The sequence below is a fragment of the Kribbella deserti genome (assembly GCF_042434725.1).
Classification (GTDB): domain Bacteria; phylum Actinomycetota; class Actinomycetes; order Propionibacteriales; family Kribbellaceae; genus Kribbella; species Kribbella deserti.
Map to the genome: position 1 here is coordinate 195,894 of NZ_JBHLTC010000005.1, position 22,640 is coordinate 218,533.

Consider the following 22,640-nt stretch of genomic DNA (forward strand, 5'->3'; position numbering starts at 1 on the left):
ACATCCACGGCATTGCTGACTTCGTACACGATCCGGCTGCACCGACGCCGTCGTACCGCCACACTTCCAGCACAGAGGGCACCGCCGAGAGCCCGTTCTGCTACCGGCGCAGCCTTATCATTTGCGGCATGCCTGGCAGAGCGTCCCTCAGCAATCTCCGGCCTCTGCGGTTGCGGGCGATGATGTCGCAGGTGGAACTCGCCTCCAAGGCCGGCCTCGGGATACGCACGATCCGGGACATCGAGTCGGGAAAGGTGCGGCCGCAGCCGAAGACCTTGCGATTGCTTGCCGAGGCGCTCGGCCTGGAATCCGACGGCTGGGCACTACTGACCGGATCGCCGGAACGAGTAGCGGCAACGCCCCGTGAGCTGCCGAGGGCGCTCGCTGCGTTCACTGGGCGAGGAAGTCATCTGGACGCACTTCTGGCCGCCGTCGACAACGGTGCGCCCGTCGTCGCGGTGCACGGCATGGCCGGCGTCGGGAAGACCTCCCTGGCAGTGTGGGTCGCGCACACCCTCGCCTCCCAGTATCCCGACGGGCAACTGTTCGTGGACCTGCACGGGTTCACTCATCCGGGCGGCACTCGGCCGGAACTGTCGTCGGTGCTGACCCGGGTGCTGCGCAGCCTCGACCCGAGCGATCGGGCCCTGCCCGCGGACTGCGACGAGCTCACTGCCCGGTATCGCAGTGCCATCGCCGACCGCCGAATCCTCCTGGTACTCGACAATGCCGCGAGCGCGGACCAGGTGGAAGCGCTACTACCTGGCACGCCGGGCAGCCTCATCCTGGCGACGAGCCGGCGTGACCTGTCTCCCCTGGCGGGCGCGTACTCGGTGCCACTCGAACCGCCGCCGATGCGCGAAGCCGTGGCGATGCTCAGTGCCGCCGTGCCCGGCCAGATCACCGAAGCGGAGGCCGTGGCGATCGCGGAGCGCTGCGGACGTCTGCCGCTGGCGATGGGACTGGCTGCGGCCCGCTTGCGCAGTCGTCCCCGGTGGCGAGTCGCGGACCTGCTCGAGCGCCTCTCCGACGAAGACCGGTTGCTCGACGAACTCGACATGGGACACCGAGGCGTCGCCGCGGCGCTGCGCGCGTCGTACCTCGAACTGGACTCCGACCACCAGCGCCTGTTGCGGCGGCTCAGCCTCGTGCCCGGCCATGACGTGGACGTCCACGCGGCGGCCGCGTTGTGCGATGTCGGCGAGGAGCGGGCGGCGGCGATGCTGGAGTCTCTTGTGGACGTGCATCTCGCGGAGACCCGATCGCCCGGGCGGTACCGGCTGCACGATCTCGTGCGGCTGTTCGGGTCCCGGCTCGCTGGACTGGAAGAGAGCCAAGCCGACCTGGACGAGGCCTTCCTCCGGCTGGTCGGCGTCTACCTGCACTTCACGTACCACGCGGCCGCGCGGTTGCATCCGAACAAGCGCCGATTCGCTGAAGGCGCGGCCGCACACGATGCCGGCCTTCCCGGCTTCAGGAACCAGCCCAGCGCCTTGGCGTGGTTCCACACCGAGCGCGGCAATCTGGAGTCTGCGGTGGTCGCTGCGGCAGACGCAGGGCAGGTCGAACACGCGTGGCAGCTGGCCACGGCGTTCAACGCGTTCTTCGTCCACGATCCCGACGTCGGCCCGCAAGCCAGCGTCAACCAGATAGCGCTGGACATCGCCCGCCGTACTGGGGACGGCCGAAAGGAGGCCTTCAGCCTCGGGGACGCAGGCCGCCAACTCCTGGCAGCGGGCAGGCACCAGGAGGCGATCGACTATCTCGACCGGTCCGTCGCCCTCAAGCGCGAGCTCGGCGAGTTCGGTGACGCGGCGTTGACGCTGGCCAACATCGGCGTTCTGCACCGGCGGTCCGGGCGGTTCGCCGAAGCGGTGGAAGTACACAAAACGGCGCTCGCTCAGGCGGAAGCGGCCGCGGACTCGGCGGCGGCAGCGCTGATCAGAACGAACATGGTGGTCCCGCTGCTGCGGCTGGGACGCTTCGCGGAAACCGGGCGCTGCCTGGCGGCGGCGGAACGTCGACTGGACGTTGGCGACGACCACAACCGGATCAGAATCAAGGTCTTCCGCGGTGTGCTGGTCCGGGAACACGGTGATCCGGCCGAAGCCGTGACCATGCACGCCGCGTGCCTTCGGGCCTATCGCGGGGAAGGCGTCACCGCCGACGTGACCGCGACACTGATCGAACTCGGCGAAGACCTGCTGCGGCTCGGCCGGAATACCGAGGCCGCCGCTCAGTTGAATCAGGCCATCGAGTACGCGCTGAAACTGGTCGACCCGTCGCTCGAGCGCTCGGCTCGCAACTGCCTCGGTCGCGCACTCGCGGCCTCGGGCGATACCGAGGCGGCGATCGGTGAATTCGAACGCGCGGCGGCCATCGCCGGGACTCACGCGGACGCCTACGAACTCGCCCGCGCTCACCACGGTCTCGCCGACGTCCAGCGGCGACGAGGCGACACGGCAGCCGAACGGCTGCACCTGCAGAACGCCGTCCGGGGATACATGGCCTGCGACGTGCCCGAGGCGGCCGTGGTCACCGAACAATTGAGCCGCATCGCGCGGGCGTAAGGCCCGCCCGATGCGGGCCGGGCGGGCCTAGCTGGCTGCTGGAACTACGAGCAGGTCCAGATGACCGCGTTCCAGTTGTTGTAGCCGTTGGCACCTAAACCTACGTGCACGGACCCGGCGATGATCGAGCCGTCGGCGCTGATGGCCTCGGCGTTGTCCCAGTTGCTGCTGGCGGCCGGATCGAGCGCGCCCGGCAGCTTGAAGACCGTGTCGCCGGTCTGGTACGCCGCGGTCGGGGTGTTGTAGAGAACACCGACGGTGGTCCCGTCAGGACCGATCCCGACTTTCTCGTAATCCCGGCCGAGCTTGGTCATCTCGGCGGTGCCTTTGGCCAGGTTCCAACGGATACCAGGGGCTGTGATACCAGGCGCGTGGAGGTAGCCACCGACCCAGTCGCCGTTGATCTCCATGGGATGGGCGTTGGCGTCGGCGAGCTGCACGCCTGCCGGCATCGGCAGGAACCTGCCGGTGCCGTTGACGTTCCAGATGTACGGCAAGGTATCGCCGCTCAGGTCGCCGCCCATGGTGACGTGGCCAACGATCCTGCCGTCGTTGGCGACCGCGGTGGCCGAGCCCCGGACAGCATTCTTCGGCAACGGCAGCCGGACCGGATTCGTCGTGCCGGCCCGCCAGACCGTCGCCCCCGTCTCGTTGTTGCCGGGGTCGCCGGCCGGACCCCAGAGCTCGCCGACGATGTCGCCCTTCTCGTTGATCCCGTACGCGAAGCCTCGGCCTCCGAGCAGCCGGGTGAGTTTGCCGTCGCGCCAGACATAGGGCAGCCAGGCGTCATTGACCTTCGCGTACCCGACGGCGACTCCCTTGGAGGTGACGTCGGCGAGCACCTGACCCTCGCCGGGCATCGGCACCTTGGTGGCTTTGCCGTTGGCATACAGGTACGGGTAGCGCGGGGGTTCGTTGTGGTCGAACGGCACGGCGTAGTAGGCGACGACCGAGCCGTCGCGGCTCATGCCGGTGACCTTCGTGTGCAGCAGACCCGTGGGGATCGGCAGGGTCTTCAGCGCGCAGGTTCGGGCCGCTTCGGGGGTGTCCTGCGCAGCCGAGGTCAACGGGGCGGTAAGGGCAGTGGTCGTGAGCGCCGCCACTACAGCCGTTGCCGTGATTGCTTTGCGGGCCTTGAACCTTCGTAACACCATGCGTGACATCGCCTCGGTTTTCCTCATTGTCGGGTACAGAACCGGGTGGAAGGCGGCAGGGCGATATTCCGCTGGTCCGCCGCCTCAATCACCCTGTCTTCAACAGGCGTGATTAGCGAGGCGGAATACCGGCGGGAAGGCGGCGGGAACCGTCAGAGCTGTAACGCCTCCGGAAGTGGCGCCGAGTGCACGAGGTACAGCCGGCTCACCGCCCGCGTCAGTACGACGTACAGCCGTTGCAGGCCACGCGCTTCCGCAGCCACGATCCGCGCCGGCTCCGCCACCACGACCGTGTCGAACTCCAGCCCTTTCGCCAGCGTGGCCGGTACGCAGACCAGTCGCGTGGCCTCCATCGCGTCGTCGGAGTCCCCCACCAAACCGGCCTGCAGTCCGGCGCCGACCAGTTCCGCCTGCAGCGCCCCGATCTGGTCGTCGGCCGCGATCAGCGCCACCGATCCCTCGCGGGCCAGCGCGGTCCGGCACGCCTCGACCACCGCGGCCGCAAGGTCGTCCGCGTCGGTTCGTACGACGGCGAGCGCGTCAGCGACCGTCCGCACCCCCGTCGGTACGCCGAGCGCCGGAGCGATCTGGGGCAGCAGGCGAGCCGCGAACTTGATGATCTGCTCCGGCACCCGGAACCCCCGGTTCAGTTCAACGACCTGGCCGTCCGCCTTGTCCAGGTGACCGAGCACGCGGTCCCACGCGCCCGCGGCCCACGGGCTGGTCGCCTGCGCCACATCACCCAGCACGGTCGCCGATCCCGTCCGGCAGCGCCGGCCAAGTGCGCGCAGCTGCATCGCCGACAGGTCCTGCGCCTCGTCCAGCACCAGATGCCCGAGCGAACCTGCCCGCCGCTCGATCAGATCGTCGAGCTCGTCCAACAGGAACGCATCGGCCGGCGACCACTTGGCTGACTTCCATCCACGCGCCGGCTTTGCCCAGAGCAGCGCGGCCTGCTCAGCCGCGGTCAGGTCGTCACCGGCGACCTGGGCCAGGAACTCGGCGTCGGACAGGATCCGGTGCAGGACCTGCTCGGCCACAAGCTTCGGCCACACCGAATCCACCAGCGTCTTGACCGGCTTGGACCGTGCCACCGCGTTCTGCACACGGTCATCCGGCGATTCCCCACGCTGTTCCATCATCACCAGTACGGCGTGGGCGAGCCGCTGGGCCAGCGCCTTACGGCCGGCGGCGTACCCGGTGGACCCGCGCAGCGCGGCGACGATCTCCTGCGCCTGGTAGTCGTGCACCCGGAACCGCTGTGCACCCTTGCTGTACAGCACGCCCTCGGTCGGCGTACCGAGGAATGACCACAAGGCCCGGACCAGTACGGCGGACATCCGCCCGTCGCCCTTCACCCGCGCCGTTTCCGGGCTGTCGATCGCCTCGGCCGGACGGGTGAACAGCTCCTCGATGGTGATCTGCCGGACGTCGACCTCGCCCAGCGCGGGCAGCACTTTGCGAATGTAGGCCAGGAACGAACGGTTCGGGCCGACGATCACGACGCCGCCGCGCCGCAGCCGCTCGCGCTCGGTGTAGAGCAGGTACGCGACGCGGTGCAGCCCGACCGCGGTCTTGCCGGTGCCGGGCGCGCCTTGAATGCAGATCGATGGGTGCAACGGCGCCCGAACCAGGTCGTCCTGTTCCGGCTGGATGGTCGCGACGATGTCACGCATCGGACCGGTACGCGGCCGCTCGATCTCGGCGCGCAGGAACGTGTCGCCCTGGCCATGCGAGTCCGGCCCGGTCATCGGCTCGTCCTCGAAGCCGGTCAGCTCCGCGCTGTCGGAGAACCCATACCGCCGGCGCAGCAACACTCGCTGCCTGTCGGCGTGCGTCGCGCGGTAGAACGGGACCGAGACCGGCGCTCGCCAGTCGATCACCAGGGGCTCACCGCGGCCGTCGTGCACGTGCCGGCGACCGATGTAGATCCGGTCCATGCCATCGATCGTGCCGTGCTCATAGTCGAGCCGGCCGAAAAAGAGCGGTACGTCGGGCAGATCGACCAACGCCAGCGTCCGCTGCTCGTGGGCACGCTGGTTCGCCTCGTTGGTGAACCGCTCGTCGTTGTCCTCACCGCCGATGACGGGAATATCGCGGACCAGGACATCGGCGTACATCCGGGCCAGCGCGGCCTGGGCCTCGCCCAGGAACGCACGCTCGGAGTCGAGTTCGACCGGACCGGTTGGAGCTTCGGGCATCGCGGAATGGCCTCGTTTCGTGAAGGAGAACGGACGGATCAGCGGGCGACCACCAAGGGTCCCGCCCCGGAGCCATCCGGTTCGATTCGATCCTTCACGCAGTGCTGCAAGCCACCCGAAAAGACAGACCCGCGACGCTACCAGCCGGCCCTACCACCTTCCACTCATTAACTCCGCCGGCAACGTCTTACCTAGTCGCCACTCACTGCGGACCGTTCGATGCGTTAGCCGGTGGGTGGCCGGTCGGCGTAGGTGCGCAGGGTTGCGGCGTCTTGCCTCAGCCTGGCGGCGAGCCGAACCGCGTGGGTGGTGTGTCGAAGTCCTTCGGTGCTACGCCCTCGTGGACGAGCATCGCGGCGGCCTCGAGGTTGCGGGCAGCCCGATCGCCTCGGCCGACCCTGCGACGCAGCACCCCAGCACCGGAAGCGGCACCGAGACCGTACCCGCCCCTCCGCTCAGTCTGGCGCCCACTGCATCGCCACCGCCGTCAACCCAACTCGACCCCGAGGTCACCGAGCAACCTCAGCCTTTTCCAGCACGCAAGCCACCAGCTCACACTCTCATGCCGTCATATGTCAGCGCGGGTGCGGAGGTGGAGGCGTTCGCCTTGTTTGCCGAACAGGCTGAGCAGTTCGACGCTGCCGCGGCCGGTCGAACCGAACCAGTGCGGGTGCTGCGTGTTGAACTCAGCCACCTCCCCCGGCCCAAGGACCAGATCGCGGTCCCCCAGCACCAGGCGCAAACTCCCGCTCAACACGTAGAGCCACTCATGGCCCGTATGCGTCCGCAGGACTGATCCGGCTTCCGTGGCGGGGATCGTGAGCTTGAAGGCCTGCGGCTCACCCTGGTTCCGCGAGAGCGGCACGATCACGCGGCCGTTGGTACGCGACGACTCCGGTGGCACTCGCGGATCGACGACGCGTGGCGCGGTGACGATGTCGTCGACCGGTACGGCGAGGGCGACCGCCACCGGTAACAGTAGCTCGAGGCTCGGTTTGCGCTGACCTGATTCGAGTCGCGACAGGGTGCTCTTGGAGATGCCGGTCAACCGGCTCAGCTCTGTCAGCGAGAGGGCCCTCGCGGTCGTTGCCACAGGCAAGTGGTCCCGTGCCGCCCAGCTGAAGCGAAAGGCGCCAACGGCCTCAGACGCTCGCTACGCCCGGTACGTCGGTGATGGCATTCAGGGGCCCGATCGGCAGAACGCCCGGTTCGACACCCAACTCGCGAACTCTCATGGCACTTCCCGGATATCGCCGAGCCACTCGCTGACTGCCTGTGCGCAAAGGTCGGGCGCCTCGATAGGTAGGAGGTGGCCAACGCCGTCGATGATTCGGGGCGTCCAGGTCGGCCGTCGGGCGTGCTGGCGAAGCGACGCGGGATCGACCAGCGCGTCATCGCTTCCCCACAGCACGAGCACCGGTACCCGCACGGAATCCAGCGCCTCGTTCGTTTGCCGCTGTTTGATGAACATCGATTCGATGATCGACGCGAACGCCGTGGCCGTGCCGCCCAGTCGTTGCGGGTGCTCGTAGATCGCGGCGAGGTCGTCACGCCACAGGTCGACCTGCGCTGGTGAGACGCGGCCCGGGTCGCCGCCGATGAGGTTGGTGCGGCCGGCTGGAATGGCGCCGGTATCCGTGATCATGTTGCGTTTGGCGTCCAAGATGCGCCGGCCCGCGAATCGCAACATGGTGCGCGCGACGGGCGGGCCGGCTGCGATGACAAGGCGTCCCAGTGTCTGCCATGCGAGTGCCTCGGCGGGTGAGCTCAGGCGCCACGGCAGCGCTGGGGCGAACAGGGCGGCCCCAAGGACTTTGTCGGGCATCATGCCCGCGGCCAGTGCTGCCACGAGTCCACCCGTCGACCAACCGTGCAGCACGGCCTGTCGTTCTAGGCGCAACTGGCGGACGAAGGCCAGCACGAACCGAGCGTCGAGATCCGCCCGCGGCCCGTGCCGATACGGAGCACCGGTGTGGCCGGCAATCGAACCCGGCAGGTCAACGGCGATCACCGGTCCGAGCTGCCTCAGACAAGGAACGAGATCGAGCCACATGCTCGCGCTACCGGTCATCGGCGGCACTAGCAGCTGAACCGGTGCGTTGCGATCAGCAGCCGGGGAGGACTCCGCGCTGACATAGTGCACTGGCACGCCGCACACGGTCGTCGACACGCTGCGCAACCCTGCCCACTGCTGCGCCCGGGCACCCCAGTCGTCGTATCACACGGAGCTCCCTCCGCCTTTACCAGCGGTACTCGCAGGCAACATCGTACGCGCAGGCGGCGAGCGCACGGCACTTGTTGACACGGTGTGCCGGCTGCAGCAGGATCGGCTACGGCGTGGACCGACGCCGAGCCTCTGAGGGCCTCCCCCAGCCGGGACCTCGAGACGGCGAAGGGGAATCCGCCCTCAGGGTCGCTGCCAGTTCAGGCCTGTTTCGAGTGCCGCGTCGCTGGGGGACGAGGACACGTCGAGGAGGCTTGTGATGACCAAGCAGGGCAGCTTCAAGCGCGCGGTACGTCGACTGGCGCGCGAGACCGGACAGCGGTACACCGAGGCACGCGCCGTGCTGGAGAAGGCGGGCGAGTCGCCGTTCGCCCGCACGCGTCCCTTCGAACACGCCACGCTCAACGCGCATCTGGAGGCGCAGTACGGGATCCGCGTCACCTCCGTCGTGCCGATCGATGACGACCCGGAATTCCGGCCGCGCGGGTCCTGGCCAGGTCACTACCCCTGGACGCTGATCGTGAAGCACGAGGACGGCCTTCCTTGGGTCGCCCGAATCTTCTCCTCGCCGGCGGACGACGTCGGCCGCGTGGCGGGAGACGCGGACGTTCTGCGGTTCCTTGCCTCGCACCACTTTCCCACCGAACGGATCGCCCATGACGAGCCGGTGTCGGTACTCAACGGTGACGGAGTGATCGTGACCGAGTTCATCGAAGGCGGACGGCCGACTGATGCCGATGGCCGCCTCCGGTCACCGGACGTGCAGTACGAGCTGGCGAGCCTTCTCGGACGGCTCCACACCCTCCCACCGGCCGGCGGCGCACTCGCCAGGCCTGGTGGATCAGAGGAACATGACGGCGGATTCTTTGCGGGTAAGCCGAAACAGGATCTCGTTGCGGCGATGAGTTTCCTCGTGAGCGTTGAAGACGCCGTCGCTCCCGAGGGTCGGGAGCTATTCGAGTACCTCCGCGACCATCTCGAGAAGGCAGACGACGCGGAAGGGCTGCCCGAGGCGTTCACGCACGGCAACTACCACGCCTGGTCGGCCGTGGGAACGCCCGGAAACCTCGCCATCGTGGGCTGGGCCGGATCGGGCCGCGGACCACGACTGCCCGCCCTGGCGTGGCTGCTGACGACCGCGGCCGAAGCCGGGCCCGCCTACGTCGACGCCGTGATGCGCGGGTACGGCGAACACGTCCAGCTCACCGATGACGAACTCACCCGGCTCCCCGGCGTACTGAACATGCGAGCGCTATGGCTGGCCTGTCTCGACTACCGCGAATCCGTACGCAGCGGAATCACCCCCACCATGAACGACGCCCGGCCCGGCTACGGCTTCTTTCGTCCCGACCACGCCAACCAGCTGGCCGCGCAGGCAATAACCTTCTTGCGCAGCTAGGCCGACGACCGCGGGCGTCAGGACACTAGCGGGGGACGATTCCGGTTCGGCCTTGCCATGAACCGTGCTCGGAGAGCGGGCGGAATCGCAGGGTGGCGAATTCGTGGTGGAAGTCCCGGCGTCGTCGTTCGACCATTGCGGCTGCGTGACGGTCGGGCGCCGGGACCGTGCTGTGGCCGTGCACCATCTCTTCCATCTCCCGCACGGATCGCCAGACCGAGAACGTCGAGATCGTCCGCGGCGGTCGCATCGCGGCCAACGCCAGCGTGGTCCCGGGATGGTCGCGAACCAGTCGTTCCACGGGCTTGCCCCACTTCAGGAACCTCGGCACTTCGAGAAGCCGCATCCGGGCCAGCGTGACCGCCACGACCGGTTCATCGGGCTCCCATTCCCCCGCTCGCACCGGCAGATCGGGCAACGCCGCAAGCCGGGACCAACGGCGGAGAAACTGCATACGTACGTGCCAGCCTGCCGCCAACTGCCTGCCCAAGGGGGCGGCCGCGAGGAACGCCTCGACCGCCGCCTCGTCCTCCCACCGCGCGAACATCGCCATCCGACGCAACTGCATCCGATCCGGCGACACGGTCGGGGCGCCGAGCCGCATCAACGCCAGGCACTCGGCATGCCGCATCCCGGGCGCGGCCGGCGCCTTGCAAAGGGCACCTGCCGTCATCGCCGGACGGAGCTCTGCGAGGTGGAACGTGAAGATCGTCATCGATGGCAACTGTCCCACGACCGAAGACCAACGGCTCGCCAAGTTGCCTGCGCGGTCGCCTCTCAAGACACTGACCGAGTGACCTTGGCGCAGACAGCACGCAAGATCGGCGAGACGGTGCTCGGACGCGACCCCGGGCTCCTGACCGTCACCGAGAGCCTTTCAAGTCAAGTGTTCGTAGGCGCACACGTCGTCGTGAAGCTTGCCGACCACGCGCGCCTGGACCGCGAGATCGCCTTGGCTGCCAACCTTCCCGCCGGACTGACACCACCCCTGCTGGGCAGCGGAACCGAGCTGTACGACGGTCGCGAATTCCGCTACGCGTGCTACCAGCGAGCGCCGGGCGTAGCACCTGGAGCAGGCCTGCCCGGAGTTGACGCCGAAACGGCACGTTTGCTGACGGCGCAAGCGCTACGACGACTCGACCTACTACACGGCTGGACGCCTGCGAAGGAAGCGGATCAGGTCCTTCGCCAGCCGCTCGACCACGGCGGCTTCACCGGCCGGACAGACCTGGTCGACCTGGTCGAGCGGCTGGCTTCGGTTGACCGTGATGACGTCGTACGCCGTCCATTGCTCGACGGCTTGCGCCGTATCGCTGCCGGCGCGCCGATCGGCACATCGACCGACGTTCCCGTTCACGCCGATTGCTTCTGGGACAACTGGCTGGTCGATGGCGGCGAGATAACAGCGCTGCTCGACTTCGAATGGGCCCGGTACGGCGAACCCGTTGATGACTACTTCTTCCTGATCGCGCTCAGCGGCGAGCACGACCTGACAGTCCTGGACGTTGTCGCGCTCGAGACCGGGATCCCGTCGGACGACCTCAGAGCCGCGTGCGAAGCCCGGTCAGCCAGCTACTTGGCCTCTGACGTCTTGCTGGCGCTCACCCGATCCGACGTACGTCCCGGTCTGCTCGCCGACCGGCTGGCCGCGTTGGACGACGTCGTCGCCGGTCACTGGTGGCAGCCTTCCTGAACCAGCCTCCGGACAGCGGCATTTAACGCTTCGCGTTGCCAGGACTCATACCCATTGAGAGACCGCCGCCAGGGCGGTTCGAGTGGGCGGAGATGCCGATGAGTGTCGTGATCGCGATCTGTGCAGCGGGACTGATCAATCTGCTCGCGTTGTGGGTGCGGGAGCGACACCGGCAGCGCCGGATCCTGTCCATCGTGCCGCGGCTGCCGCCGGGTAGCGTGTTCGTCGACGACAACGTCGCCGGAGTCCGGGCACAGATCGGCCCCGGGCAGCCGCCGATCGAACGGGAGCCGACCGACGAGTGACGGGGTTCGAGGATTGGTACCGCTGCGAGTTCCCAGGTCTGCTGCTGTTCGCGCGCCGGATCGGCGCTTCCTCGCAGGAGTCCTTCGATCTGGCGCAAGAGGCCGTCGCCAAGGCCTACCCGCGATGGGCGGCGATCGACGAACCACGAGCCTATCTGCGCGTGGCGATCAGGAACGGATACTTCGCGCAGCAGCGTGAAGCCCGCCGGCAGCTGCTCGGCGGACTCGATGTCTGGGAGGTCCCCGTGGACGGCGGAATGCGGCAGGTCGAGTTCCAGGACCAGGAGGTGGTGATCATGGCGGCGATCCGGCGGCTCCCGGCCCAGCAGCGCGAGGTGATGGCGTGGACCGTCGACGGCTTCAAGCCGGCCGAGATCGCCTCCTTGCTGGGTAGATCCGCTGGTACCGTGCGAGTGAATCTGTATCACGCCCGGACGGCGCTCAAGCGGTCGTTGGCCTGTCTGGGAGGAGACGACGATGCCTGACCACGGCGAGCAGCAGCCGCCCTTGAGCGATGCCGCGCTGGACGCTCTGCTGGCGAAGTCCCAGCAGCGGGCGCGCGACGCCATCGCCAAGAGCATGGATCTCGACGCCGGAGCGCGCGAGGTCACCGGGCAGTCCTCGACCGCGCCATTGCCGACGAGCGGTGGGAACAAGCCGACCGTACTCGTGGTCGAGGACGACCCCGGCGTCGCCGAGGCGCTCGCCCTCGCCCTCCGGTCGAAGTTCGAGGTGCTGGGGATCGCCTACAGCGGCGAGGAGGCGCTTCGAATGGTTCGCGAGAACCCACCGGATGTGATCACGATGGACCTCGGTCTGCCGGACACGGACGGCAATCTGATCACGCAGATCATCACCAAGGAGCACCCCTCGTCCCGCGTGGTGATGGCAACCGCAAGAGGTGGTCAGCGGGACCTCCTGAGAGGACTCGCCGCCGGAGCGGTCGGCTTCCTGACCAAGCCCTTCAGCCGGGACGAGCTACTGGCCACCGTCGAGGAGGCAGCGCGCGGCGGCTTTCCGATCGCGGCGGCGATCATCGCCGCCACCATGCCGCGAACCGGACACGAGCAGCCACCTGTCCGGCTCGACCACCTGTTCACTCCGCTGGAGAAAACTGTGCTTCGGGGCCTGGCCGACGATCTCACCATCGCGCAGATCGCGGCTCAGACGGCACTGACGCCGGAGGAGATTGTTGAGGTCCAGGCGCTGATCGTCGAAAAGATCAACCTGCGCAACGCCCTCGAGCAGCGCTGAGCCGGTCCTGGCCGACGTGCGGTCTCCTGGCGAGACGCGCCGATAGTTGCGTTAGGCCCCTTTTATCCAACCTGGCGATACGATCACCGGGTGGCGAAACGACACTCGATTCTCAAGACGACATCACCGGTACGGCGCCGCCGCGCGGCGGGTGCGGGCCTGCTCATCACCGCTCTGGCGGCGTCAGCGGTTGTTGCCGGATGCAACAACGACGAGGGCACGCCGAGTCCGCAGGCATCCGGCAGCCCTAGCGCATCAGCCTCAGCGACCACTCCCGTGGCAGCGAAGGCCGGTGCGGAGGTCACGCTCACGCCGGTCCTCAAAGGGCGGGTCCTGACCATGAAGGTCACCGTCGCGGGCACCGTTCTGGTCCCAGTCGGAGCCGAAGACCGCAAGCCGCTGCCTGACGACACAAGCTTTGTCGACCTCAGCCTCGGCTCGGACTACACCTTCGGCGACGGCTCCGAGCCTGGCGGCGCCGACGGCGGTGGCGTCGTCTGTGAAGGCGCGACCAAGCCGAAGACCGGCAGCCAAACGTACGAGCCGGCCGACCCGCACACCTTCGCCAAGCCCGGCACCTACACCTTCACCTACAACATCTCCTTCTGCGGTGGCCCAACCGGCCAATTCACCACCACCAAAACCGCCGAGATCACCGTCGCCTAGGCAACTCGAACAACCTATGCAGCGGGCGCCGTACCCCCGCGCGGATCGTGGGGGTACGGCGTAACAGCGTTATTTCGTGTGGGTTTGGTAGGGCGGTGGGGCGCCGTCGGTGGTCAGCAGCCAGGAGTAGACCGAGGTGGTTGCGGTGACGAAAAGGCGGTTGCGTTTCGGGCCGCCGAAGCAGAGGTTCGAGACGACGTCCGGGAACAGCAGTTTGCCGAGCAAGGTGCCGTCGGGGTCGAAGCAGTGCACGCCTTCGTGGGTCGCCGCCCACACTCGCCCACTCGCGTCCAGGCGGATGCCGTCGAACATCCCCGCCTCGCAGGGCGCGAACACCTCGCCACCCACGAGTTGACCGTCGTCCTTCACCGAGAACCGTCGGATGTGCCGCTCGGGCGTGTCCACGACGTACAACTCGGTCTCGTCCAGAGACAAGGCGAGCCCGTTCGGCCGATTGAAGTCGTCGGCCACCACGGTCAGCGAGCCATCGGGGGCCAGCCGGTACACGTGGCAGCCGTCGATCTCCTGCTCCGCCGCGTGCCCCTCGTAGTTCGAGGTGATGCCGTACGGCGGGTCGGTGAACCAGATCGAACCGTCCCGGCCGACCACCACGTCGTTCGGGCTGTTCAGCCGGCGCCCGTTCAGCCGCGACGCCAGCACGGTGATGGATCCGTCGAACTCCGTCCGGGTGACTCGCCGGTTGCCCTGCTCGCAGCTGATCAGCCGGCCTTGCCCATCCAGCGTGTGCCCGTTCGCGTATCCGGCCGGTTGCCGGAAGACCGAGACCTGGCCGGAGACCTCGTCCCAGCGCAAAACCCGGTCGTTCGGGATGTCACTGAACAGCAGGCACCGCCAAGCCGGCGAATAGACGGGTCCCTCGAGCCACCGGCCGCCGTCGTACAGGCGCTCGACATACTCGTCGCCGCGGGCAACCAGCCCGAACCTCTCGTCGAGCGTGACGAGCGCTGCCTTGGACCGCGCGGTCCGCTCCCCCAGGGTGATAGTCATGCCACGAGCCTCACTCTGAACTCCGTACTGCTAGATTGACTGATTACCAGATGTGGTTCAGCCTAACCGAGGATCTACCGAATGAGTATCGACGAGATGGACCGCGCGCTGCTCGAACAAGTGCAGCAGGACGCAACCCAGTCGTACGCCGCGCTCGGCCAGGCCGTCGGTCTCTCCGCTGGCGCCGCGCACGAGCGGGTTCGCAAGCTGAAGGCCTCCGGCGTGATCCGCCGGACCACGATCGAGGTGGACCATGCGGCACTCGGCAGCGGCGTACTGGCCTATGTCCTGCTGGAAACGGACAGCTGGATGGGGGATGAACCGACTGCGCGGGAGCTGCGGGAAATCCCGGCAATCGAGGAAGCGCACATCATCGCCGGGCCCGCCTCTGTCCTGGTGAAGGTGCGGACGACCAGCACCGAAGCCCTGCAGGCGACCCTTCGTGCGCTGCACGAGGTGGACGGCGTCACCGGCACGCAGACCATCGTGGTGCTCGAATCATTCTTCGAACGACCACCAACCGTGAAGCAACTCGACGCGTAGCTCGTCTGCTCCAACCGGCGATGCTCCGCGCCGTACGGGCTGGGAGCGTCGGCAGCTATCCGGGGTGTGCGCACATCTTCCGGTTTGCGGGGTCAGTCGACGACGGCGGCGACCGCTTCGATCTCGACCAGTTGATCTTGATAGCCGAGAACGGTCACGCCGAGAAGTGTGCTCGGTACGTCGTGCTTGCCGAACGCCTCCCGGACGACCGCCCACGCGGTTCCAAGGTCGGCCTGTTGCGACGAGGCGACGAGGACGCGCGTGCTGATCACGTCTTCGATGCCTGCGCCAGCGGCAGCCAAGGCCGCGGTCATCGTCTCGATGCACTTCGCCGCCTGGCCCGCGTAGTCGCCCACGGCCGCGGTGGACCCGTCGTCATTGAGCGGGCACGCGCCCGCCAGGAAGATCAGCCGCGAGTCCTTCGGTGCCGTCGCCGCATACGCGTACTGCACCACATCGCTCAGACCCGAGGCCCGGATCAGCTGCACACTCGTCATTGCGTCACTCTCGCATGACCCGAACCCCCAGCGGAAACCATTTCCGGCCGCGCGTCGAGCATCACTGGACTCGGTGATGACGTGCCAGGAAGTCGATCACTGGCGGCCATACGGCCTGTGCGTCAGTGCAGGGCACGCCGTGTGCGAGGCCCTCCAGCTCGATGTACTGCGCGCCGGGAATCGCCGCGGCGACCTCGCGGGCACGAGCGGCGAACGTATCGGTATCCAGCTCGAATCCCATCACCAGGCACGGCATCGTCACCGCGGCAAGGGCCGGCAATCGTTCCTGGTAGGTGGCAATGAAGGTGCCGGCTCGCTGCCTTCTCGGCAGCTCCGGCCGGCCCGCCCATTCGCCCTGTCGCGCGCCCATGTGCGCGACGAAGTTGTCGTCGGCCAACCGTTCAGGCGGGAATCCCGTCAGCAGGGCCATGGCGAGCCGGAGGCTGTCCAGCTCATCACCCCCGTACGCGAGGTGGTCCCAGGACTGCTGAAGCGTCTTGTCGAGCAGAAACTCGACCACCGCCCCAACCGCGCTGCGCCAGTCCAGCCCCGCTGGCCGATGTTCGAACGTGGTCACGCGATAGCTCAGCTTGAGCAGTTCATCGCGAACGGGGCGCAGACCAACTCACCGGGTCCGCCAGCGGATTGCTCAGGAAGACCACCTCCGGACCGATCCCCCACGTATGAACTGTTCCGAGCTCGTCTTGCGATCGGTCCGCATCCACTGTCCGAAGCCTGCCACATCCTGCTGATCGCCTAGGCCGCCTCCCCCGTTTACGTTAGGGTCCACACCCATGTTCGGAGTGCGAGGCAGGACGGCCCATCTGGCGTGGTACCGAACCGATGAGGCGGCGGCCGAGGTCGCCTTCCTGCATGGGTTCTCCGACTCGGCGCAGTGCTGGGAACCGCTGCTCGGCGCGATGCCCGGGATTCGGGCGCTCGCGATCGACGCGCGCGGGCACGGCGAGTCCGGCCTTCCGGACGAGCCTGTCCGCCATACCGCACACAGCGACGACGCGGCGCTCGTACTCTCGGACCAAGCGCGTGACGGCGGGGTCGTCGTGGTCGGCCACTCGATGGGCGCGCTGTCGACCGCCTACCTGGCCGCGTCGAGGCCGGACCTGGTCCGCGCGATCGTCTTGGAGGACCCGCCGACCGGAGCGCCAACTGCCGGCCAGCCAGACATAGCGTGGTCCGCACCGCCTTGGCTCGCGGACCTGCGTGCGCTCGACCTGCCGTCGCGGATCGCGCGCGGCCGCGCCGATGAGCCTGCTTGGGCCGACGACGAGTTCGAGTCCTGGGCCGTATCGAAGGCGCAACTCAATCCGCGGCTGTTCGATCTGCCCTACCAGCAAGCGGACCCGCTGACCGATCTACTGGCCGCGATCACGTGCCCGGTACTGCTGATCCACGGCGATGCCGAACGCGGCTCGCTGATCTCCACCGAGTACGCGCAGCGCTGCGCCCAAGCAGCGGCGGGCGAGTTCCGCGCCGTACACATCGCCGGCGCCGGCCACTCGGTCCGCCGCGACAACCGCCCGCAGTACCTCGCCGAACTCACCACCTTCCTCAACCACCACCGCTAAGCACCTGGTCGATTCACCAGACTGCCCTGCGGGTGGCTGGCCATCGGGGTGGTGGCCACCTCTTGCACGGTTGGCGGGGTTGAATCTCTCTTACGTCTGGTTATGGCTGAAGCTCCGCCACCGAGTGGAGGTCGAGGTCACCTAGGCCAGCGGTCCGGTCGTCGTTCAGGTCGAGTGCGACGTGAATTCGAGCGGGGCTGAATGGTTCGACCGCGATCGCTGAACCCGGCAGCATCCTCGGTATGACTCCTTCCTATCCGGTGTGGGCCCGGCGGCTGCGAAGGTCCGGCCTGCTGATGCTCGCCTTGCTCGTCACGTCCATCGGCCTGTCCCCGGGCGCGACGAGCAACGCCGCCTCCGGATCCGCGCCCACGGCGGGACTGCCGTATCCGGTGCGGGACGCGTACCGGATCAAGTCGCTGCAGGCCGATCAGTGGAAACCGCGTGATGAGATCTCCGGTAACAACACCGGCGGTGTGGCGATGAACGTGCTCTGGTCGACCTGGGAGGAGACACCGATCGCGGCCCCGTGCGCCGGTGGATACCAGGAGTACGACGGTCGCTGCTTCAAGATCGACCAGAGCGTCGACGAGGAACTGGCCGACTGGTCGGCCCGAGGGCTTGTAGTCACCGCGATCGTTTATGCCACGCCTGCCTGGGCACGCGCCGGAAAGCCGTGCAACGCCGAAGCCGGCCCGGTCTTCTGCACGCCGAACAACCCGGCCGACTTCGGGCGTTTCGCCGGCATGCTCGCCAAGCGGTACGACGGCCAAAGCGGCCACGGCCGGATCGCCGACTTCGTGATTCTGAACGAGGTGAACACCCACGTCTGGTTCGACTACGGCTGCCCGACCAAGCAGACCTGCGACAAGACGCGCTGGCTCGACGCGATCGCCGCCAACTACAACGCGGCCTATGACCGGATCGTCGCCGCGCAGTCCGAGGCGAAGGTGCTCATTTCACTGGACCACCAGTTCGACGACCAGCTGGAGAACCTGGCCGCCGCGAATCCGGTGCTCTCCGGCATGTCCGTCATCCGGGGCGTCGCGGCCCGGGCGGGCGGTCGCAGTTGGCGGGTCGCCTTCCATCCGTACGCCGCGGGGCTGCGTTCCGATGTCTCCGGACCGGACGACTTTCCGCTGGTGACCCATGGAAACCTCGGATTCCTGGTCGGCTGGTTGCGGGCGACCTTTCCCGATCATCCGGCCGGCTGGGAGGTTCAGCTGACCGAGAGCGGTGTGAACTCGTCAGCCCCGCACTCGTCACCGGACCGGCAGGCGGCGGCGATCTGCAACGTGTTCCGGAACGTGCTCGGCACGCCTGGCATCACCAATTGGGTCTACCACCGGATGAAGGACCACCCGGCCGAAGGCGATCTGCAACTCGGGCTGCGGTACCAGGACGGTCGAGCGAAACCGTCCTGGACGGTCTGGGCGCTTGCCAATCGCAACGACCTACCGCAACCACAGTTGAGCTGCGGCTTCGAGAAGCTGCCATACACGAACCTCGTCCGCGGCTACCACCCGTCACGCGGCCATTGGGCCTCGTCGCGCCTCTTGCCGACCGGCTTCCGTCCCGAAGGCAGTTGGCGCTTGTTCCGCGACCAGGTCGCCGGGACTGTGCCGTTGTACGAGTGCCAGGTCGGCGGGCATAACCTCCTGACCAGGCGGGCCGATTGCGAAGGCCTTCGCCCACTCGGTCCGGTCGGTCACGTCCGTACGACGCCTGTCGCCGGCTCACGCCCGATCTACCGCTGCCTGGTGCTCGCGAGCGGCGACCACTTCGTCAGTACCCAGGAGAACTGCGAAGCCGCGGGCATCCGCCAGGAGGGTCTGCTCGGCTACTCGGCCTGACCTTCGCGACGAGCAGGCGGCCTGGCGGTCAGGCCGAGGGCTGCACCTCTTTCTGGGCGGTCGCCGCAGCGTGCGTGATGCGGTGTTCTCGGGCGGGAGCACTGAGCAGGTACGACGCGGCGAGCAGGACGCCGAGAACGAAGCAGCCGATCCACAGAGCCTGGCCGTGGTACTGCAGGAGGTAGCCGCTGAGCAAAGGAGCTACGAGCCGGGACGTTTGGCTGGCTGCCGTGAAGAAGCCGAAGTACCGCCCGCGCAGGCTGCCCGGAGCCATCCCGGCCAGCGAGCTGTCCAGCACCGCGAAGTACGCCATCTCTCCCAACGTCCAGATGGCGACAGTCAAGGCGTAGAACCAGATCACGTCGGCCACGCCCGTCAGCCCGAACCCGATACCGACCAGCAGCGAGCCCAAGGCCAGCACGCGCGAATACGTGTGCCCCTGAATGAGACGCGGCAGGAACAACTGCCCCACCACGATCAGCAAGGTGTTGATCGCGTAGATCCAGCCGTAGGCCTGTGCATCGAGACCATCGCGCTGTACGGCGAGCGGCAGGCCCGCGTTGCTCTGCTTGAAGATCAGCTGGAAACCGAAGAACAAGGCGACAAAGAGCAGGAACTGCCGATCCCGCAGGATGAACCGGACGGCACCGGCCGGGGCAACCTGTTCCACCGGCGAATCGGCCCGCGTGTCCGGCACCAGGAACCACATGAACGCGGCCAGGACGAGAAACCCGATCGCGTCCACCACGAAGATCACCGCGAACCCGGCCTTCATCGCCACCGGTGCGAGCAGGGCCGCGATCGACGTACCGACGTTGATCGCCCAGTAGTTGATGCTGTACGCGCGCGGTCGGTCCTCCACCGCCACCACATCGCTCAGGATGGCACTGCCCGCGATGCCCGATGCGACAGTGCCCGCGCCCATGACGACCAGGAACGTCATGATCGATACGAGGCTGGTGCTCAGGCCCGCGCCGGCGAGTGCGGCCGAGCTGACCAGGTACCCGGCGACCGCCGTACGACGCCGGCCCCATCGGTCGGCGAGCACCCCACCGCCGAAGCTGCCGACCACGCAGCCGCCACCTGCCAAGGCGAGCGCCAGACCGATCTGGGCCGGGGCGAACCCGCGCTCGCTGTGCAGGTAGAACGTGATGAATATCAGGACGAACGAGGCGATATTGCCGATCAGGGTGATCGACCACAGGTACCAGAAGACCCGCGGTAGCCCGCCCGCTACCGCACTCCAACGACGACGCATGTGCTGCCCTCTCTCAGTTGTGACAGCACAGAGTCTGCGCAGGAAGTGGAACAGTCGTAAGATCCACATCTATGGCGGAAAGTTGGACCACTCTGCGTGAGCTGCTACTGGCCCGGGGCCAGCTAGGCGCTCAGCCTGGGCGCGGCCTGGAGAGCGCGTTGCGTACGGCGATCCGGACGGGCCGCCTGCGAACCGGCGAGCGAATGCCGTCCAGCCGGGATCTCGCCGCACAGCTCGGCATTGCGCGCGGCACTGTCACTGGCGTCTATCGCCAACTCCTCGCGGAGGGCTATCTCGAGGCCCGGCACGGTTCCGGAACTTGGATCGCGGATGTCGCCCCGCAGCCGGAAACCCGACCGGCCAGACCGGCGCCCGACCGCTACCGCCTCGGCCCGGGCATGCCGTCGCTCGGCGCCTTTCCGCGCGCAGCCTGGCTGACCGCCTTGCGTCAGGGCACGTCTGAACTGACCGATCGGGAGCTCGGCTATCCCGATCCGGCAGGCCTGATGTCGACGCGGACCGAACTGGCGGGATACCTCGGCCGGGTTCGAGGCGTCGTAACCGAGCCGGCCGGTGTCGTCATCACACACGGCACATTCGAGGCGCTCAACCTCCTGTGCGCCGTACTTCACTCCGCGGGGCAGCTGGAGATCGCGGTTGAGGATCCCGGCAACCAGGAGCAGTACGAGTTGCTCGCGGCCCGGGGACTACGCGGGCGGCCGATTCCCGTCGATGCCGAAGGCCTCTGCGTTGAGGCCTTGGCCCGTACGGATTGCCGGGCCGTGATCGTGACCTCGGCCCACCAATACCCACTGGGTGTTTCGATGAGCCCGGGCCGTCGGCGCGCGCTGCTCACGTGGGCCCGATCCACCGGCGGGCTGGTGATCGAGGACGACTACGACGCCGAATACCGGTACGACCGAGCGCCGGTGGGCGCGTTGCAGGCGATCTATCCCGACTGCGTCGCGTACGTCGGCACGCTGAGCAAAACGATGGCCCCGGCCTTGCGGCTCGGCTGGCTGGTTCCACCTGCGGCCCTGCTTGAGGACGTCGTACGGCACAAGCGCCTGCATGATCGTGGTGGTTCCGCGTTGGACCAGGCCGCTCTCACGTACTTCCTGCGCAGCGGCGGCTACGACCGGCACCTGCGCCGTACTCGCCTGCTCTATCGCGAACGGCGCGACGCCCTCCTCACCGCCCTGGCCGAATACCTACCGGACTGGACGCCGATCGGGATCGCGGGTGGCCTTCATCTGGTAGTCGAACTGCCTAGCGGGCTCGACGATCGCCAGGTGGTTGAACGGCTCGCGACCCAGCACATCCACGTCGCGGCCTTGTCGAGCTACGCCCGCTCCATCGAACTCCCGCCTGGCCTGGTGATCGGGTACGCCGGTCTGACCCCGAGCCGCATCCGGACCGCGGTCAAGCTGATGGCTCGGAGCTAGTGTCCTGAGTCGGCTGCGGCTGCTTGACGGACGGCGGGGGCGATTTCCTGGGCCCAGCGGCCAAGGGTTCGCGAGTCGACGGGCGAGTGGTTGGCCGCGAAGAGCGTGAAGCCGGCTGCGTTGTGGTCCAGCACGGCGGAGATGAGTTCTTCGATCCACTGGTCCACGGAGCCACCCAGCCACCGGTTGTCCCTGTCGCGGGTGGTCGCGAGGGGGCGGTCGGTGATCTGGCCCGGCAGGTTGTAGATGGTGCGGATGTCGCGGGGATCGCGGCCCGCGAGGGTTGCCGCTTCGTCGATGATCAGACGCGACTTCTGGTACCGCTCGCTGAGCCAATCCGCCGCATGGCCGGGAATCCAGCCGTCGGCCACGCGGCCCGTGGCGGCGAGGGACTTCGGGCCGACCGATCCCGTCCACACTGGCGGTGCGTCCACTGGCGCGGGCTCGATCTGGTTCACCTGGTAGTGCCGGCCTTGGTGCGTCACCGGCCGGCCGCCACCGGAGAGCGACCTGATCAGGGTGATCGCTTCCTCGAAGGCGTCCACGGCTTCACCCGGAGAAAGCCGCGGTACGCCCATGTCGGCGATCCGGTCCCAGAGCCCGCCCGCCCCCATGCCGAGCACGACCCGGCCGCTGGACAGCGCCGAGAGCGAGGTGATCATCCGGGCAAGCATGGGCGCCGGTCTCGTCGGCAGGTTGGTGACGTTGACAAAACCGGTGATCTGCCGGGTCTGGCCGAGCAGGAAGGCAACGGCGGCGTACGCGTCAAGCCGACCACCGCTGTAGGGGTGGTCGGAAAGCGAAAAGTGGTCCAGCCCGTCGCGATCGGCCTGCTGCACCAGTTGCAGCAACTCCGGCGTGGTGGCGATCTCACTGCCGGCACCGAACCCGAAGACCACGTCCCGCCCGGTCAAAACGCTGCTCATAATTTCACGCTCCACATCGATGATCGCCAGTTCGTGTTACGAACCATAATAGTTCGTA

At 67.7% G+C, this 22,640-nt stretch carries 21 protein-coding genes; 11 read left to right on the forward strand and 10 right to left on the reverse strand.

Going from position 1 to position 22,640, the window contains the following annotated elements:
• Positions 1-128: 128 nt before the first annotated feature.
• The gene (locus tag ACFFGN_RS04920) at positions 129-2,570 is read left to right on the forward strand and encodes an ATP-binding protein (RefSeq protein WP_380044090.1); all 2,442 of its coding nucleotides are present in this window, start codon (positions 129-131) and stop codon (positions 2,568-2,570) included.
• A 44-nt stretch (positions 2,571-2,614) separates the two neighbouring features.
• Here the strand turns inward: ACFFGN_RS04920 and ACFFGN_RS04925 are convergent, their stop codons facing one another.
• The 4 genes from ACFFGN_RS04925 to ACFFGN_RS04940 all read right to left on the reverse strand — a co-directional run bounded on the left by ACFFGN_RS04925 (position 2,615) and on the right by ACFFGN_RS04940 (position 8,095).
• The gene (locus ACFFGN_RS04925) at positions 2,615-3,724 is read right to left on the reverse strand and encodes a hypothetical protein (RefSeq protein WP_380044091.1); all 1,110 of its coding nucleotides are present in this window, start codon (positions 3,722-3,724) and stop codon (positions 2,615-2,617) included.
• 152 nt (positions 3,725-3,876) lie between these two features.
• The gene (locus ACFFGN_RS04930) at positions 3,877-5,925 is read right to left on the reverse strand and encodes a HelD family protein (RefSeq protein WP_380044092.1); all 2,049 of its coding nucleotides are present in this window, start codon (positions 5,923-5,925) and stop codon (positions 3,877-3,879) included.
• A 568-nt stretch (positions 5,926-6,493) separates the two neighbouring features.
• A complete protein-coding gene (locus ACFFGN_RS04935) occupies positions 6,494-7,018 on the reverse strand; it encodes a helix-turn-helix domain-containing protein (protein WP_380044093.1) in 525 nt (174 codons plus the stop codon).
• A 138-nt stretch (positions 7,019-7,156) separates the two neighbouring features.
• Positions 7,157-8,095 carry an alpha/beta fold hydrolase gene (locus ACFFGN_RS04940; RefSeq protein ID WP_380044094.1) on the reverse strand — a complete coding sequence of 313 codons (939 nt, stop codon included), beginning with the start codon at positions 8,093-8,095 and terminating at the stop codon, positions 7,157-7,159.
• A gap of 313 nt (positions 8,096-8,408) precedes the next feature.
• On the opposite strand from ACFFGN_RS04940, the gene ACFFGN_RS04945 reads away from it, so the two are divergent.
• Positions 8,409-9,548 carry a phosphotransferase enzyme family protein gene (locus ACFFGN_RS04945; RefSeq protein WP_380044095.1) on the forward strand — a complete coding sequence of 380 codons (1,140 nt, stop codon included), beginning with the start codon at positions 8,409-8,411 and terminating at the stop codon, positions 9,546-9,548.
• A 25-nt stretch (positions 9,549-9,573) separates the two neighbouring features.
• On the opposite strand, the gene ACFFGN_RS04950 is transcribed toward ACFFGN_RS04945, so the two are convergent.
• Complete coding sequence (locus ACFFGN_RS04950; protein ID WP_380044097.1) at positions 9,574-10,263, reverse strand: hypothetical protein; 690 nt, start codon at positions 10,261-10,263, stop codon at positions 9,574-9,576.
• Positions 10,264-10,341: 78 nt separating this feature from the next.
• Here ACFFGN_RS04950 and ACFFGN_RS04955 point away from each other — a divergent pair, with 78 nt between their 5' ends.
• The 5 genes from ACFFGN_RS04955 (at position 10,342) to ACFFGN_RS04975 (ending at position 13,466) form a co-directional block, all read left to right on the forward strand.
• On the forward strand, positions 10,342-11,241 hold the full coding sequence (locus ACFFGN_RS04955; RefSeq protein WP_380044098.1) for a phosphotransferase: 900 nt from the start codon (positions 10,342-10,344) through the stop codon (positions 11,239-11,241).
• A gap of 98 nt (positions 11,242-11,339) precedes the next feature.
• Complete coding sequence (locus tag ACFFGN_RS04960) at positions 11,340-11,546, forward strand: hypothetical protein (protein WP_380044099.1); 207 nt, start codon at positions 11,340-11,342, stop codon at positions 11,544-11,546.
• Positions 11,543-12,031: an RNA polymerase sigma factor gene (locus ACFFGN_RS04965; protein WP_380044100.1), complete on the forward strand. Its 489-nt coding sequence runs from the start codon at positions 11,543-11,545 to the stop codon at positions 12,029-12,031. The genes ACFFGN_RS04960 and ACFFGN_RS04965 overlap by 4 nt, the downstream gene beginning before the upstream one ends.
• Positions 12,024-12,800 (forward strand): response regulator transcription factor, encoded by a 777-nt coding sequence (locus tag ACFFGN_RS04970; RefSeq protein ID WP_380044101.1) that lies wholly within the window; start codon positions 12,024-12,026, stop codon positions 12,798-12,800. Before ACFFGN_RS04965 ends, ACFFGN_RS04970 begins: the two co-directional genes overlap by 8 nt.
• Positions 12,801-12,890: 90 nt before the next feature.
• Positions 12,891-13,466, forward strand: a complete 576-nt coding sequence (locus tag ACFFGN_RS04975; protein ID WP_380044102.1) for a hypothetical protein — start codon at positions 12,891-12,893, stop codon at positions 13,464-13,466.
• Between the two features lie 69 nt (positions 13,467-13,535).
• Here ACFFGN_RS04975 and ACFFGN_RS04980 read toward each other — a convergent pair whose 3' ends face one another.
• Positions 13,536-14,474, reverse strand: coding sequence for an SMP-30/gluconolactonase/LRE family protein (locus ACFFGN_RS04980; protein WP_380044103.1), 939 nt, complete (start codon positions 14,472-14,474; stop codon positions 13,536-13,538).
• An 81-nt stretch (positions 14,475-14,555) separates the two neighbouring features.
• Between ACFFGN_RS04980 and ACFFGN_RS04985 the strand changes: the two genes are divergently transcribed.
• Positions 14,556-15,017, forward strand: a complete 462-nt coding sequence (locus ACFFGN_RS04985) for an Lrp/AsnC family transcriptional regulator (RefSeq protein ID WP_380044104.1) — start codon at positions 14,556-14,558, stop codon at positions 15,015-15,017.
• A gap of 92 nt (positions 15,018-15,109) precedes the next feature.
• On the opposite strand, the gene ACFFGN_RS04990 is transcribed toward ACFFGN_RS04985, so the two are convergent.
• Both ACFFGN_RS04990 and ACFFGN_RS04995 read right to left on the reverse strand, forming a co-directional pair.
• Positions 15,110-15,514 (reverse strand): RidA family protein, encoded by a 405-nt coding sequence (locus tag ACFFGN_RS04990; protein ID WP_380044105.1) that lies wholly within the window; start codon positions 15,512-15,514, stop codon positions 15,110-15,112.
• A gap of 61 nt (positions 15,515-15,575) precedes the next feature.
• On the reverse strand, positions 15,576-16,091 hold the full coding sequence (locus ACFFGN_RS04995) for an alpha/beta fold hydrolase (RefSeq protein ID WP_380044106.1): 516 nt from the start codon (positions 16,089-16,091) through the stop codon (positions 15,576-15,578).
• 217 nt (positions 16,092-16,308) lie between these two features.
• Here ACFFGN_RS04995 and ACFFGN_RS05000 point away from each other — a divergent pair, with 217 nt between their 5' ends.
• Positions 16,309-17,100: an alpha/beta fold hydrolase gene (locus ACFFGN_RS05000; protein ID WP_380044107.1), complete on the forward strand. Its 792-nt coding sequence runs from the start codon at positions 16,309-16,311 to the stop codon at positions 17,098-17,100.
• 242 nt (positions 17,101-17,342) lie between these two features.
• Positions 17,343-18,953, forward strand: coding sequence for a DUF5722 domain-containing protein (locus tag ACFFGN_RS05005; RefSeq protein WP_380044108.1), 1,611 nt, complete (start codon positions 17,343-17,345; stop codon positions 18,951-18,953).
• A 28-nt stretch (positions 18,954-18,981) separates the two neighbouring features.
• Here ACFFGN_RS05005 and ACFFGN_RS05010 read toward each other — a convergent pair whose 3' ends face one another.
• Positions 18,982-20,211 (reverse strand): MFS transporter, encoded by a 1,230-nt coding sequence (locus ACFFGN_RS05010; protein ID WP_380044109.1) that lies wholly within the window; start codon positions 20,209-20,211, stop codon positions 18,982-18,984.
• A gap of 71 nt (positions 20,212-20,282) precedes the next feature.
• Here ACFFGN_RS05010 and pdxR point away from each other — a divergent pair, with 71 nt between their 5' ends.
• Positions 20,283-21,656 carry a MocR-like pyridoxine biosynthesis transcription factor PdxR gene (pdxR, locus tag ACFFGN_RS05015; RefSeq protein ID WP_380044110.1) on the forward strand — a complete coding sequence of 458 codons (1,374 nt, stop codon included), beginning with the start codon at positions 20,283-20,285 and terminating at the stop codon, positions 21,654-21,656.
• Here the strand turns inward: pdxR and ACFFGN_RS05020 are convergent.
• Positions 21,653-22,582, reverse strand: coding sequence for an LLM class flavin-dependent oxidoreductase (locus tag ACFFGN_RS05020; RefSeq protein ID WP_380044111.1), 930 nt, complete (start codon positions 22,580-22,582; stop codon positions 21,653-21,655). The genes pdxR and ACFFGN_RS05020 overlap by 4 nt on opposite strands.
• Positions 22,583-22,640: the final 58 nt, after the last annotated feature.

Excerpts from the sequence above, each read along its gene's own strand:
- ACFFGN_RS04920 (WP_380044090.1), top strand. The coding sequence starts at position 129 with ATGCCTGGCAGAGCGTCCCTCAGCAATCTCCGGCCTCTGCGGTTGCGG.
- ACFFGN_RS04925 (WP_380044091.1), bottom strand. The coding sequence starts at position 3,724 with ATGGTGTTACGAAGGTTCAAGGCCCGCAAAGCAATCACGGCAACGGCT.
- ACFFGN_RS04930 (WP_380044092.1), bottom strand. The coding sequence starts at position 5,925 with ATGCCCGAAGCTCCAACCGGTCCGGTCGAACTCGACTCCGAGCGTGCG.
- ACFFGN_RS04945 (WP_380044095.1), top strand. The coding sequence starts at position 8,409 with ATGACCAAGCAGGGCAGCTTCAAGCGCGCGGTACGTCGACTGGCGCGC.
- ACFFGN_RS04950 (WP_380044097.1), bottom strand. The coding sequence starts at position 10,263 with ATGACGATCTTCACGTTCCACCTCGCAGAGCTCCGTCCGGCGATGACG.
- ACFFGN_RS04960 (WP_380044099.1), top strand. The coding sequence starts at position 11,340 with ATGAGTGTCGTGATCGCGATCTGTGCAGCGGGACTGATCAATCTGCTC.
- ACFFGN_RS04970 (WP_380044101.1), top strand. The coding sequence starts at position 12,024 with ATGCCTGACCACGGCGAGCAGCAGCCGCCCTTGAGCGATGCCGCGCTG.
- ACFFGN_RS04980 (WP_380044103.1), bottom strand. The coding sequence starts at position 14,474 with ATGACTATCACCCTGGGGGAGCGGACCGCGCGGTCCAAGGCAGCGCTC.
- ACFFGN_RS04985 (WP_380044104.1), top strand. The coding sequence starts at position 14,556 with ATGAGTATCGACGAGATGGACCGCGCGCTGCTCGAACAAGTGCAGCAG.
- ACFFGN_RS04990 (WP_380044105.1), bottom strand. The coding sequence starts at position 15,514 with ATGACGAGTGTGCAGCTGATCCGGGCCTCGGGTCTGAGCGATGTGGTG.
- ACFFGN_RS05000 (WP_380044107.1), top strand. The coding sequence starts at position 16,309 with ATGTTCGGAGTGCGAGGCAGGACGGCCCATCTGGCGTGGTACCGAACC.
- ACFFGN_RS05005 (WP_380044108.1), top strand. The coding sequence starts at position 17,343 with ATGACTCCTTCCTATCCGGTGTGGGCCCGGCGGCTGCGAAGGTCCGGC.
- ACFFGN_RS05010 (WP_380044109.1), bottom strand. The coding sequence starts at position 20,211 with ATGCGTCGTCGTTGGAGTGCGGTAGCGGGCGGGCTACCGCGGGTCTTC.
- pdxR (WP_380044110.1), top strand. The coding sequence starts at position 20,283 with ATGGCGGAAAGTTGGACCACTCTGCGTGAGCTGCTACTGGCCCGGGGC.
- ACFFGN_RS05020 (WP_380044111.1), bottom strand. The coding sequence starts at position 22,582 with ATGAGCAGCGTTTTGACCGGGCGGGACGTGGTCTTCGGGTTCGGTGCC.